The 12,836-nt window shown below is 72.9% G+C and carries 11 protein-coding genes and 1 pseudogene; 8 read left to right on the forward strand and 4 right to left on the reverse strand.

Annotated features, from left to right (window positions below; all coding sequences use genetic code 11):
* Positions 1-255: 255 nt before the first annotated feature.
* Together ABZ621_RS37245 and ABZ621_RS37250 are read right to left on the reverse strand one after the other, a co-directional pair.
* Positions 256-987, reverse strand: a complete 732-nt coding sequence (locus ABZ621_RS37245) for a phosphatase PAP2 family protein (protein WP_360611559.1) — start codon at positions 985-987, stop codon at positions 256-258.
* Positions 988-1,151: 164 nt separating this feature from the next.
* Positions 1,152-2,192, reverse strand: coding sequence for a bifunctional lytic transglycosylase/C40 family peptidase (locus ABZ621_RS37250; protein WP_360611561.1), 1,041 nt, complete (start codon positions 2,190-2,192; stop codon positions 1,152-1,154).
* A 338-nt stretch (positions 2,193-2,530) separates the two neighbouring features.
* Between ABZ621_RS37250 and ABZ621_RS37255 the strand changes: the two genes are divergently transcribed.
* Genes ABZ621_RS37255 through ABZ621_RS37280 form a run of 6 tightly spaced genes read left to right on the forward strand, consistent with a single transcriptional unit; the run spans position 2,531 to position 9,479 of the window.
* Complete coding sequence (locus ABZ621_RS37255) at positions 2,531-2,839, forward strand: hypothetical protein (protein ID WP_030495498.1); 309 nt, start codon at positions 2,531-2,533, stop codon at positions 2,837-2,839.
* Between the two features lie 52 nt (positions 2,840-2,891).
* Entirely contained in the window at positions 2,892-3,713 is an 822-nt protein-coding gene (locus ABZ621_RS37260; protein WP_360611562.1) for a hypothetical protein, read from the forward strand.
* Positions 3,703-5,088, forward strand: a complete 1,386-nt coding sequence (locus ABZ621_RS37265) for a hypothetical protein (protein WP_360611563.1) — start codon at positions 3,703-3,705, stop codon at positions 5,086-5,088. The genes ABZ621_RS37260 and ABZ621_RS37265 overlap by 11 nt, the downstream gene beginning before the upstream one ends.
* On the forward strand, positions 5,085-6,638 hold the full coding sequence (locus ABZ621_RS37270) for an SCO6880 family protein (protein ID WP_360611565.1): 1,554 nt from the start codon (positions 5,085-5,087) through the stop codon (positions 6,636-6,638). The genes ABZ621_RS37265 and ABZ621_RS37270 overlap by 4 nt, the downstream gene beginning before the upstream one ends.
* A gap of 20 nt (positions 6,639-6,658) precedes the next feature.
* On the forward strand, positions 6,659-8,056 hold the full coding sequence (locus ABZ621_RS37275) for an ATP-binding protein (protein ID WP_360611567.1): 1,398 nt from the start codon (positions 6,659-6,661) through the stop codon (positions 8,054-8,056).
* Between the two features lies 1 nt (position 8,057).
* The gene (locus ABZ621_RS37280; RefSeq protein ID WP_360611569.1) at positions 8,058-9,479 is read left to right on the forward strand and encodes a type VI secretion protein; all 1,422 of its coding nucleotides are present in this window, start codon (positions 8,058-8,060) and stop codon (positions 9,477-9,479) included.
* Positions 9,480-9,487: 8 nt separating this feature from the next.
* Here the strand turns inward: ABZ621_RS37280 and ABZ621_RS37285 are convergent, their stop codons facing one another.
* Positions 9,488-10,036, reverse strand: coding sequence for a GNAT family N-acetyltransferase (locus ABZ621_RS37285; RefSeq protein ID WP_360611575.1), 549 nt, complete (start codon positions 10,034-10,036; stop codon positions 9,488-9,490).
* Positions 10,037-10,072: 36 nt separating this feature from the next.
* Positions 10,073-10,612: pseudogene (locus ABZ621_RS37290) on the reverse strand (GNAT family N-acetyltransferase); the annotation flags it as partial.
* 204 nt (positions 10,613-10,816) lie between these two features.
* Between ABZ621_RS37290 and ABZ621_RS37295 the strand changes: the two are divergent.
* Positions 10,817-12,076, forward strand: coding sequence for a histidine kinase (locus ABZ621_RS37295; RefSeq protein WP_360611571.1), 1,260 nt, complete (start codon positions 10,817-10,819; stop codon positions 12,074-12,076).
* Positions 12,073-12,738 (forward strand): response regulator transcription factor, encoded by a 666-nt coding sequence (locus ABZ621_RS37300; RefSeq protein WP_360611573.1) that lies wholly within the window; start codon positions 12,073-12,075, stop codon positions 12,736-12,738. The genes ABZ621_RS37295 and ABZ621_RS37300 overlap by 4 nt, the downstream gene beginning before the upstream one ends.
* The last annotated feature ends 98 nt before the right edge of the window (positions 12,739-12,836 follow it).

Consider the following 12,836-nt stretch of genomic DNA (forward strand, 5'->3'; position numbering starts at 1 on the left):
CGTCCACACATCCCGCAAGACCGGCACCACCACGTCCCGGACCACGCAGTCGACCACTCCGCGACCACGCCGCTCAGGTTAAAGATCAAGCTAGGGCCTGTCTGACAATTGGCGTCGGATCAGGCCGGGGCGTCCGGTGCGTGCGATCGGCGTGCGGCCGGGGCGCCCTTGTAGCGGAGCTACTTGGGTGTTTCGGCCGTGCGGCGAGCGTGCGTGCCGGGCGGGCCGGACCCGGCGGGAATTGTCAGACAGGTCCTAGGCGGCGAGGCCGCGCTCGCCGCGGCCGTCCTCGGCCGGGCCCCCGACGCGGGGTTCCGGGATGCCGACGGCCTCCGGGCGGCCGGCCCCGGCCGTCCCCGCCCGGCGGGAGCGGACCAGCCGGCCGGCGCGGGGCGAGCGGGCGACGGCGGACATCAGCGGCGTGAGCAGCGCGAGCGTCAGCGGCGCGAGGAGCAGGGCGACGGCGGTGCCGAGGGCGAGGCCGCCGAGGACGTCGGTGGGGTAGTGGACGCCCATGTAGACGCGGGCGAAGCCCTCGGCGAGGGCGAGGCCGATGGCGACGAGCCCGAAGCGGCGGTGGGCGACGAAGAGGGCGACGGCGATCGCCATCGCCATCGTGGCGTGGTCGCTGACGAAGGAATAGTCCGTCTTCCCCCCGACCAGGACCTCCAGGCCGTCGTGGTCCTCGAAGGGGCGGGGGCGCTCGACGAAGCCGCGGATGGGGATGTTGACGAGCAGGGCGACGCCGGCCGCGAGGGGTGCCCAGACGATCCCGGCGACGGCCGAGACGGAGTCGGCGAGGGCGCCGCGCCGGCGGACGCTCCACCAGCACCAGAGCGTCACGAGGACCAGCGCGAGCATGATCCCGTACTCGCCGGTGAACTCCATGACCCGGTCGAACCACGGGGGAGCGGCCTTCGCCAGCCCGTTGATGTCGTACAGCAGCGCGACATCGGGACTGGAACCGTCCGATGCGAGTTCAGCCATCTGCCGCGGCCCCTTGCTCTCGTGTCGTCGGAGGGGGAACGAACCCGCTGAGGGAGTCGTTCCGCCGGACCCGGTTGATCATGATGACGTTACCGAAGAGTGATGCTCCCCCGCAGCTCAGGGCCCGTGCCTGACGGAGAGTCCCGTACGGGCGCACCGTCAGTTCAGGCCTGCTGCCCGGGCGGACGGGTCGGCAGCGCGGCGGCGCCGTCCTCGGTGACCCGGGTGGCCCCGAAGTAGTCGGGCGTGTCGACGCGGTCGAAGCGGATCACCGCCCCGGTGCGCGGCGCGTCGATCATGTAGCCGCCGCCCACATAGATGCCGACATGTCGGATCGCGCGCGAGTTCGTCAGGTCGTCGGAGAAGAAGACGAGGTCACCGGGGAGCAGCTCCTCCCGGCTCGGGTGCGGACCCGCGTTGTACTGGTCGTTGGCGACGCGCGGCAGCGTGATGCCCACCGCGTCGTACGCGGCCTGGGTCAGGCCCGAGCAGTCGAAGCGCCCGCCCTGCGCGGCCGTGCCGGTGCCGCCCCACAGATACGGGGTGCCCAGCTTGCCCTGCGCGTAGTGGATGGCGCCGGCCGCCTGCTGCGAGGGGGCGAGCCGGCCCTGCGGCCGGGCGAAGCTCTTCTCCAGCGAGCGGATGATCCGCACGTAGTTCCGCGTCTCGCTGTACGGCGGGACGCCCCCGTACTTGATGACCGCGTAGGCACCGGCGTTGTACGCCGCCAGCATGTTGCTCGCCGGATCGCCCGGCACGTCCTTCACGTACCCCGCCAGCGAGCAGTCGTACGAGGCGGCCGACGGGATCGCGTCCTTCGGGTCCCAGATGTCCCGGTCGCCGTCGCCGTCCCCGTCGACCCCGTGGCTCGCCCACGTGCCGGGGATGAACTGCGCGATGCCCCGCGCGTCGGCCGGCGACACCGCCCGCGGGTTCCAGCCGCTCTCCTGGTACAGCTGCGCCGCGAGGAGCGCCGGGTTGATGGCCGGGCAGAGGTTGCCCCACTTCTGCACCAGCCCCTGGTACATCGCCGGCACCGAGCCCTTGGCCAGCGCCACCGTGCCCGTCGCCGCCGTGCCCGCGCCGCCGAGGATGCCGGCGGCCGCCGCGTACGTACCGACCAGCAGCAGGGCCAGGAAGCCGGCGCAGAGCCCGAAGGCCCCGCCGGTCAGCAGCCACGCCTTGCCCGCCCTACGCACCGTCAACCACCCCTCGGCTCCTGGCAGTACGCCCGGGGCGCCAGTCTAGGCGGGGCGCTCCCGCCCGGAAACGGTGCCCGCCCGACGCGGCCCCAAGAGTGCAACAACGACAATCATTGCCCGGAGTCACCCTCCGTGATACACAGAGTGACCATACGCGTCTTTGCATGGAATCCGGCCGCACCACCGCAGGTCAAGACGGTCAGACCGGTCAAGTGTGCGGGGATCGGGTAAAGAGAGCCGCCAAGCAGTCACACGCGAGCGGTTTCATCAGCGAAGATAGTGGCGATGACCCATGCCGTCCGGCAGGGGTGACCAACGACCCGACAGGGGCGGTGAGTTCTATGTACCTGGCGGCCGAGAAGGGCGACATCACCACCATCATCGGTGGAATCGCCCCGAACTGGGGCCCTTTCGGGAGCCTCGGCGCCGAAGCGAAGATCATGATCGAGGTCGTGATGGCGGTGGCCATCCTGCTCTGCCTCGGCATCGCCATCTGGGGAGCGGCCAAACAGCGCATCGGCGCGACGGCGCTCCGCGACACCTTCAGCGCGGAACAGGGCAAGGGCCTGATCGTCGCCGGCCTCACCGGCGTCTTCATCATCGGCTCCCTGGGGACGCTCTTCACCATCGTCTACGGAATGGCGATCTGACCGCACGTCACCAGCGGTCCCACCCACGAACGAACGAGGGGGCGTACCCGGCATGAGTCCCGGCGACGAGCACGACGGCTACGGCGGCTCGGGCCAGACCCGTACCCGCCTGCCCGAGGGCAACACCGGTGACGTCCACGGCGGCCCCCGGCGCCCCGCCCGCGGCTCCCGCTCCCTGCTCATGGGCGTGGGCGTCGTGGTGCTCCTCGTCGCCGCGATCGCCTTCGCCAACCGCGGCGGCGACCCGTCGGACCCGCCCGCCTCCTCCGGCACCCCCGGCAAGTCCGCCACCGCCCCCACCGGCACCCGCCCCGTCCCCCACGCCAACGGCACGGTCCCCACGGGCCACGCCCACGACGAACAGGGCGCCCAGTCGGCGGCCGCCAACTTCGCGGCGGCCCTGGGCTCCCCGGACATGTACCAGAAGGGACCCCGCGAGGCCCTGGTGCGGGCCGTCTACGCCCCCGAGGTCGTCGACGCCCGCGTCGCGGACCTCGACAAGGCCTACGGCGACAAGACGCTCCTGGGCCGCATGGGCCTCCAGGAGGACGGCACGGCGCCCCAGGGGCTCACCTTCGTCGCCCGGACCATCCCCGTGGGCGCGAAAGTGGAGTCGTACACGCCGGAACGGGCCACGGTGTCCGTCTGGCACTCGTACCTCTTCGGACTCGCCGGGGAAGAGTCCAAGAACCCCGTCTCCGAAGCCTGGTACACCAAGACCTACGAGCTCCTCTGGACCGGCGGCGACTGGAAGATCGTCGACGTCCGCCAGAAGGACGGCCCGGTCCCGGTCGGCCGCGACCAACGGGCCTCCTCGGCCCAGGACATGGCGGACGCCGTCGAACAGTTCGGAGGCTTCACCTATGCCCGGTAGGCCCGCCGGCCTCCTCGCCCGCGCCACCGCCGTACTGGGCACCGCCCAGGTGGCGGTCGTCCTCTTCGCGGGCCGAGCCCTCGCCGACCCCACCACGCCGCCCTCGGCCCCGACCCCGACGGCCACCCCCTCGGGCACCCCGACGCCCTCGCCGAGCGACAGCACCAACCCCTGCGGGCTGCTCAGCGACACCGCCCGCGACTACTGCGAAGGACAGGGCACCGGCGGCACCGGCGGCGGAGGCTCGTCCTCCGGGACGGTCAACGACCCGGCGAACGCCCTCGACCCCCTCACCTCCCTCGCGCGGGGCTGCGCCGACGCCGCCGTGGCCGTCGTCGACTACCTCTCGAAGGCCGTGAAGGAGACCGCCGAGGTCGACTTCACGAACGCCGAGTTCCTCTCCCGGTACGCCGTCGTCTTCGCCGCCGCCACCTTCCTCACCGTCCTCCTCTGGCTGCTCGCCGTCGCCAAGCGCGCCATGCGCGGCGTGCCGCTCACCACCGCGCTCTCCGAGGCCGTCGGCTTCCTCTGGCTGACCGTCCTCGCCTCCGCCTTCACCCCGCTGATCCTCTACACCGTCGTCAACGCCACCGACGCCGTCACCGAGGTCATCGCCTCCGGCACCGGCCAGCAGACCGACGTGTTCTTCGGCGCGTTCAAGCAGGCCCTCCAGAAGGGCGACTCCATCAGCGGCGGACCGATCATGCTGATCATCGTCAGCCTGGTCACCGTCCTCGCCGCCGGCGTCCTCTACCTGGAGCTCTTCCTCCGCGCCGTGCTCCTCTACGTCGGCGCCCTCCTCGGCGTCGTCGTCTACTCCGGCCTCGTCGACAAGAACATGTGGGGCCACGTCCGCCGCTGGGCCGGCATCATGATCGCCGTCATCCTGGTCAAGCCGATCATCGTGATCGTCCTCGGCCTCGCCGGCGCCCTCTCCTCCGGCACCGGCCCCGACTCCTTCTCCGCCGTCGTCTCCGGCCTCGCGATCATCCTCCTGGCGATCTTCTCCTCCGCGATGATCTACCGCTTCGTCCCCGGCTTCGGCGACGAGATCGTCGCCTCCCGCAACAACCGCCTCCACCGCGCCGGCGAGAACGCGGCCGCCGCCGTCATCTCCTCCCCCGCCTCCCTCGTCTCCCAGGGCATCAAGACCCACAGCACCCGCGACAGCGGCTCCGGCGGCGGCCAGGCCCCCTCCTCCGCCACCCCCCGCCCCGCGAACCCGCTCTCCGGCGGCGTCGCCGCCCACAGCAGCCGGACCTCCCAGGGCAGCGGCTCCACGCCCCCGCCCCGTAGCAGCAGCCCCACCGCGGGCACCCCGCACAGCAGCCGCGGCAGCGGCAAGAACTCAGGAGCAGGAGGTGCAGGGCGTTGACGACCCAGTCCCAGCCGGTCACGCCCCGCCGCACGTATCTCATCGGCCGCGCCCGGCCGAACGCGATCGTCGGCAAGAACCGCGAGACCGGCGAGATCGCCCTGATCGTCGTCGGCGCCTTCCTCGGCATGATGAGCGGACTCCTCGTCCCCGTCCTCCCCCTGCGGATCGCGCTCCTCGCCGGCCTGCCCATGCTCGCCATCGCCGCCGTGTACCTGCCGTACAAGCAGCGCACGTTCTACAAGTGGTTCGAGATCAACCGCAGCTACAAGCGGATGCTCAAGCGCGGCACCGCCTACCGCTCCACCGCCGTCGAGGCCGGCACCCGCCTCGACGGCCGCGAGGTCGAGGTCGGCCCGCCCCCGGGCATCGGCCGCGTCAGCTGGCTCTCCGCCCCCTTCGGCCCCGACGAGATCGCCGTCCTCCTCCACGCGGACCGCCGCACCGTCACCGCCGCCATCGAGATCGAGGGCCCCGGCGTCGGCCTGCGCGACTCCGAGGACCAGGAGGCCCTGGTCGACCGCTTCGGCACCCTCCTCAAGCACGTCGCCAACGGAGACGGCTTCGTCACCCGCCTCCAGATGCTGGCCCGCACCCTCCCCGCCGACCCCGACGCCCACGCCAAGGACGTCGCCCAGCGCGGCGACCCGACCGCGCCCGGCTGGCTCCAGGAGTCGTACGACCAGCTCCAGTCCATGGTCTCCACCTCCAGCGAGCAGCACCGCGCCTACCTCGTCGCCTGCATGCACTACACGCGCGACCTCGCCGCCGAGGCCAACGCCATGGCCCACGCCACCCGGCACGCCACCGGCGCCCGCCGCCTCGACCGCGACGGCGGCCTCGCCGTCGTCATGGCCCGCGAGCTCACCGACATCTGCGCCCGCCTCACCGAGGCCGACATCCGGGTCCGCCAGCCCCTCGGCCAGTCCCGGCTCGCCTCCCTGGTCCACTCCATGTACGACCCGGACCACCCGATCGACCACATCCAGGCCATGACGAAACGAAACGCTTGGCCCGCCGAACTCGACGCCATGGAGTCCACCTACCTCCAGGCCAAGACCCGCGAGTCCTCCACCCGCGCCCCCTGGTGCCACGCCACCGCCTGGGTCAAGGAGTGGCCGATGACCCCGGTCGGCGTGAACTTCCTCGCCCCGCTCCTCGTCCACACCCCCGACGTCATCCGCACCGTCGCCGTCACCATGGACCTGGAGCCCACCGAGGTCGCGATCGAGCGCATGCTCACCGAGAAGACCAACGACGAAGCCGAGGCCTCCCGCCAGGCCAAGATGAACCGCACCGTCGACCCCCGCGACATCGCCGCCCACGGCCGGCTCGACCAGCGGGGTGAAGATCTCGCCAGCGGCGCGGCAGGCGTCAACCTCGTCGGGTACATCACCGTATCGGCGCGCTCGCCCGAGGCCCTGGCCCGCGACAAGCGCACGATCCGGGCCTCCGCCGGCAAGTCCTACCTGAAGCTGGAGTGGTGCGACCGCGAGCACCACCGGGCCTTTGTGAACACCCTGCCGTTCGCGACCGGCATCCGCCGCTAAGGCCGAAGGGGCACCGACCGATGCGAGATCCGCTGTCCGTCCTCACCGAAGCCTTCACCTCCTTCGTCCTCGGGAAGGTGGAGACCACCCGCCTGCCCGTGCGCACCTCCACCGGGCAGGCCCAGGCCGTCTACCTGCCGACCGCCGCCCCCGGGCTCGGCGACTCCGGCGTGATCATCGGCCGCGAGGTCTACAGCGGCAAGGGCTACGTCTACGACCCCTTCCAGCTGTACGGACAGCAGCTCCCCGCCCCCCACTGGCTCGTCCTCGGCGAATCCGGCAACGGCAAGTCGGCGCTGGAGAAGACGTACGTGCTCCGCCAGCTCCGCTTCCGCGACCGGCAGGTCGTCGTCCTCGACGCCCAGGGCGAGGACGGCGTCGGCGAATGGAACCTCATCGCCCAGGAGCTGGGGATAACCCCCATCCGCCTGGACCCCATGGTCGCCAACGACGCCGGGATCCGCCTCAACCCGCTCGACCCCGCCATCACCACCACCGGCCAGCTCGCCCTGCTGCGCACCATCATCGAGGTGGCGATGGGCCACGGCCTCGACGAGCGCTCCGGCTTCGCGCTGAAGGTCGCCCACGCCCACGTCAACGAGCACATCACCGACCGCCAGCCGATCCTCACCGACATCGTCGAGCGCCTCCGCCACCCCGAGGCCGAATCGGCGGAGGCCATGAACGTCGACATAGACGACGTACGGGCCTGGGGCCTCGACGTGGCCCTCGTCCTCGACCGGCTCGTCGACGGCGACCTGCGCGGCATGTTCGACGGCCCCACCACCGTCGGCATCGACCTCGACGCGCCCCTGATCGTCTTCGACCTCTCGCACATCGACCGCAACTCCATCGCCATGCCCATCCTCATGGCGATCGTCGGCGTGTGGCTGGAGCACACCTGGATCCGCCCCGACCGGAAGAAGCGCATCTTCCTCGTCGAGGAGGCCTGGCACATCATCAACAGCCCCTTCGTGGCCCAGCTGTTCCAGCGCCTGCTCAAGTTCGGCCGCCGCCTCGGCCTGTCGTTCGTCGCGGTCGTCCACCACCTCTCCGACGTCGTCGACGGAGCGGCCGCCAAGGAGGCCGCGGCGATCCTCAAGATGGCCTCCACCCGGACCGTCTACGCCCAGAAGGCCGACGAGGCCCGCAACACCGGCCGCGTCCTCGGCCTGCCCCGCTGGGCCGTCGAGATCATCCCGACCCTCACCCCCGGCATCGCCGTCTGGGACGTCAACGGCAACGTGCAGGTGGTCAAACACCTCATCACCGAACGGGAACGCCCGCTCGTCTACACCGACCGCGCCATGACCGAGTCCTCCGGCCCCGCCGACCCGGACCTGGAGTGGGAGACCGAGCAGCGCGCGCTGATGATGGAGCGCCAGCTGGACGACAACCCCCGGTCGACGGTGGCGTGACGTGACCGAGGCACGGCAGAAGCAGGGCGGCGTCTCCGACGGCTTCCTGATCGGGCTCTTCGCCCTGATCCTCGGCCTCTCCCTGCTCGTCTGGTCCGCGACCGGCCTGGCAGGCCTCCTCGCGCACGGCGCCTGGCCCGACGGGGTGGCACTCACCCGCACCCCGCCGGCCCTCCGCGCCCTCGCGACCGCCCCCACCGACCTCGCGGCCGCCTGGCCGGACACCCCGCCCGGCCAGCTCTCCGGCTACGGCCTCTTCTGGGGCCTGGTCATCGGCCAGGCGATGATCCTCGCCGTCCTCGCCGTCTTCCTCCTCGGCACCTACGCCCGCTGGCGCGCCGTCCGCGCGCACCGCAAGGCGGGACCGTACGCCGGGACTTCCGCCCCCGTACGGGAAGAGCCCGAGCCCGAACCCGTCACCGTACGGGAGAAGCCCGAGCCCGCCCCCGCCCCCGTACCCGTACCGATACAGAAGACCGCACCGCCGGAACGGCCCCGGCCCGCCGGCGGCACGGTCTACGGCCCGCCCGACACCCGCCGCCCCCTGGCCGTCCAGGCGATCCACGACGCCGAGGGCCCGGTCCTCGTCGTCACCTCCGACCCCACCGTCTGGTCCGGCACCAAGGACGTCCGCGGCAAGCTCGGCCCGGTCCTCGTCTACGACCCCGGCCACCTCTGCGACACCCCGGCCCGCCTCCACTGGTCACCCGCCGAGGGCTGCGCCGAGCCCGACACCGCCCAGGCCCGCGCCGCCGCCCTCCTCGCCCCGGTCCGCCCGCACGCCCGGCTCGACGCGGCCACCGCCACCACCGCCGAAACGCTCCTGCGCTGCTGGCTGCACGCCGCCGCCGTCGACGGCCGCCCCTTCCGCCAGGTCCACCGCTGGGCCCAGGGCACCGACGCCCACGAGCCCGTACGCATCCTCCGCGGCCACCCCAAGGCCGCCTCCGGCCTCGCCGGACTCCTCGAAGCGGCGCTCACCGCCCACCCCGACACCCGGCGCACGGCCCAGGAACTGACGGCCCGTGCCTTCTCCGCCTTCTCCTCGGTCCACATCCGCGAGGCCTGCACCCCGAATCGAACGGATTCGCTGGCCCTGGCATCTTTCCTCGCCGAAGGGGGCACCCTCTACGTGGTGGGCGAGGCGATCGAGGACCCGCGCACCCACCCGGGCGCGATGCCCCTCCTCACCGCGCTCGCGTCGCACGTGGTCGAGCACGGCCGCCGCATGGCCGCACGGTCATCCGACGGTCGGCTCGACCCACCACTCACCCTGGTCCTCGACGACGTCGCCGCCGTCGCCCCGCTCCCGGAGCTCCCGGCCCTCGTCGCCGACGGCCCCCGACAGGGCCTCCCCACCCTGGCCCTGATGCGCTCCCCGGAACAGTCCCGGACCCGCTGGCCCGAGCACTCACTCCACTGACCGGACGGTCACGGCCGCGGCAGCACGTACTCCAGGTCGTGGAGCTCGCCCGCGCCGACCGTGTCCGCCCGGCCCCCGGTCGCCACGAACCCGAGACGCCGGTACGCGGCCGCCGCCCGGACGTTCTCCTCGTGCACGTACAGCCGCGCCCGCTCGACGCCCGCGTCCAGCGCCCACGCCCACTCCAGGACGGTGGCGAACAGCGCGTCCACCAGGCCGCTCCCGCGCGCCTCGGGACGGACGTACACCCCCACCACATCGACCTGCGGCACCGTCACCTCGTCACCGAACAGGCTCTTCCCGTCCTCGGGCAGCTCCACGAACACCGTCACCGTGCCCGCCCAGCGCCCGTCCGGCCCCTCGGCCACGAACTGCCGGATCCGGGTGCCGCCGTCCTCCGAACCGCCCTCGGCCCGCTCCTGCCAGAAGCCGTCCGGACGGGCCGCCGCCTCCTCGTACGACTCCACGAAGGCGAGCGGCGCCAGCGGGTCCCGCAGCGCCGCGAGGCGCAGCTCGCGCACCTGCTCCCACTCCCCGGAGCGGATCGCCCGGAGCACGTACCCGCCGTGCCGGGCCGCCGACGGCCGCGGAGCCAGCTCGTACTCGTCCTCGTACGCGCCCGTGTCCCCCGGCATGGGCACCCGCTCACCCGACGGCACGAAGCCGAAGCGACGGTAGAAGGCGGCGGCGCGGGCGTTCTCCTCGTGCACGTACAGCCGGACGCGCCGGATCCCCTCCACCGTCCACGACCACTCCACGGCCGCCCGGAACAGCGCGTCGATCACACCGGCGCCGCGCGCCTCCGGCCGGACGTAGACGCCCACCAGGTGCGTCTGGTCGACCTTCGCCGGCTCCCCGAACCGCACCTCGTCCGCGGGCCTCTCGACGAGCACCGTCACGGTGCCCAGCCACCGCCCGTCGGGCGCCTCCGCGACGAACTGCCGCACCCGCCCCTCGCCGGTCGTCGAGGCGCTCGCCGTCCGCTCCTGCCAGAAGTCGTCCGGACGCGCGGCCGCGTCCTCGTGGGTCTCCAGGAAGGCGAGGTGCGCGACGGGGTCGAGGAGCGCGGCGAGCCGCAGCTCGCGCGCCTTCTCCCACTCGTCGGCCAGGACGGTACGGATCGTGAGGTTCATGCCGCATCCTGACCCGCGACCACCCCCGCCGACAAGGGGAATTCGCAGCTCAGGACCGTGCGTGGTACCCCGGTACGACACCGCCCGGCCCGCTGCCGACCACGGTCGGACGCCCGCGCCCCGCCCACTCCGTAGCGTCGAAGCCGTGATCCGGGAAGAGAGACCACCGGGACGTACGAGGACGACGGCGAGGATGATGACGAGGTGACGAGGGAGACGAGGGAGACGAGGGAGACGGCGCCGGAGACGACGGCCCCCAGCCGGTGGACGCAGCAGCTCGTCACCCGCGTCCGTGCGGCGGACGCGGCCCGCCCCTGGCTCTGGGACACGGCGCTGACGCTCGGGTGGACGGTCGCCGCCCTGGTGGACGCGGCGGGCGGCTGGCGGAACATCGCCCGCGACCCGTCCCTCCCCGCCGCCCTGATCGTCGCCCTCAGCCTGGCCCTCTCCCTCCCCCTGTACGCCCGCCGGCGCCGGCCGACGACGGTCCTCGCGGTGACGACGGCGGCGGCCTTCGTCAGCGAGGCGTCCGGCGCCTTCCTCCAGGCCGCGTTCCTCCAGTGCCTCCCGCTCTTCCACATCGCCCTGACCCGCCCGCCGCGCCGCCTCCTGTGGGCCTTCGTCCTGCTCGCGGCACCGCTTCTGACGGGCGCGCTGCGCTTCGACGGCCAGGAGTGGGACCTGCACGTCGTCCCGGCCATGTGGGCGTACCTGATCGTGGCCCTGACCGGCATCACGGTCCGCTCCCGCCGCGACCACACCGCGGGCCTCGTCGACCGGGCCCACCGTCTGGAGGTCGAGCGCGACCAGGAGGTGCGCCTCGCGGCGGCCGCCGAACGGGCCAGGATCGCCCGCGAGATGCACGACATCATCGGCCACAACCTCTCGGTCATCACGGGCCTCGCGGACGGCGGCCGGTACGCGGCGGCCAAGAGCCCCGAGCGCGCCGCCCAGGCCCTGGACGCCATCGGCACGACGAGCCGCCAGGCCCTCGACGAACTCCGCCGCCTGCTGGGCGTCCTGTCCGCCCCCGACGACGACGCCCCGTCCGCGGCCCGCGCCCCCCAGCCGACCCTGGAGGACCTGCGCCCCCTCCTGGAGGGCGTGCGCACGGCGGGCCTGCCGGTCGCGGCGGACCTCCCCGACCCCCTTCCGCCGCTGCCCCCGGGCGCCCAGCTCACGGTCTACCGCGTGGTCCAGGAGTCCCTGACGAACACCCTCAAGCACGCGGGCAAGGGGGCCACGGCCGCCGTCCGCCTCGTGTCCGCCCCCGACGGGCTCCTGATCACGGTCACCGACACCGGCACCCCGACCGCCGTCCCCGGGCAGGGCCAGGGCCTCACCGGAATGCGCGAGCGCGCGGCCCTCTACGACGGCACACTCGACAGCGGCCCCCTGCCGGACGGCACCGGCTGGCAGGTGCGTCTCCGCATCCCCACCACCCCGGAGGAGGACCGCTCGTGACGACGGTTCTGATCGCCGACGACCAGCCGATGCAGCGCTTCGGCTTCCGCCTGCTCCTGGAGAGCCAGGACGACATGACGGTCGTCGGCGAGGCCGCGAACGGCACCGAGGCCGTCCGCCAGGTCGCCGCCCACCATCCCGACGTGGTCCTGATGGACATCCGCATGCCGGGCCTGGACGGCATCGAGGCCACCCGCCGGATCATCGCCGCGGGCGCCCGCACCCGCGTCCTCATCATCACCACCTTCGACCTGGACGAGTACGCGTACGACGGCCTCCGCGCCGGCGCGAGCGGCTTCCTGGTGAAGGACGCCCAGCCCGAGGAACTCCTCGCGGGCGTCCGCGCGGTGGCCGCCGGCGACGCGGTCGTCGCCCCCAGCCTCACCCGCCGCCTCCTGGACACCTACGTCCACCACCTGCCCCCGCCGTCCCGCGCCGTCGCCCCCGAGGACCCCCGCCTGACGGCCCTGACGGACCGCGAACGCGAGATCCTCACGGTCATCGGCCAGGGCTGGACCAACACGGAGATCGCCGAACGCCTCCACCTCGCCGAATCCACGGTGAAGACCCACGTGGGACGCGTCCTGGCGAAGACGGGCGCGAGGGACCGCGTCCAGGCGGTGATCCTGGCCTATGACACGGGCCTGGCGAAGCCGGCCTGAGTGGCCCCGGAAACGCAGAAAAGCCCCGCACCATAAGGTGCGGGGCTTTCCCACAATGATTGTTCGGCGGCGTCCTACTCTCCCACAGGGTCCCCCCT

This window comes from Streptomyces sp. NPDC007863 (assembly GCF_040633895.1).
In the GTDB taxonomy this organism is placed as follows: domain Bacteria; phylum Actinomycetota; class Actinomycetes; order Streptomycetales; family Streptomycetaceae; genus Streptomyces.

What these genes read in the sequence shown, in the direction of transcription:
- ABZ621_RS37245 (WP_360611559.1), bottom strand. Translation starts at nt 987, where the DNA reads ATGGCTGAACTCGCATCGGACGGTTCCAGTCCCGATGTCGCGCTGCTG.
- ABZ621_RS37255 (WP_030495498.1), top strand. Translation starts at nt 2,531, where the DNA reads ATGTACCTGGCGGCCGAGAAGGGCGACATCACCACCATCATCGGTGGA.
- ABZ621_RS37265 (WP_360611563.1), top strand. Translation starts at nt 3,703, where the DNA reads ATGCCCGGTAGGCCCGCCGGCCTCCTCGCCCGCGCCACCGCCGTACTG.
- ABZ621_RS37275 (WP_360611567.1), top strand. Translation starts at nt 6,659, where the DNA reads ATGCGAGATCCGCTGTCCGTCCTCACCGAAGCCTTCACCTCCTTCGTC.
- ABZ621_RS37260 (WP_360611562.1), top strand. Translation starts at nt 2,892, where the DNA reads ATGAGTCCCGGCGACGAGCACGACGGCTACGGCGGCTCGGGCCAGACC.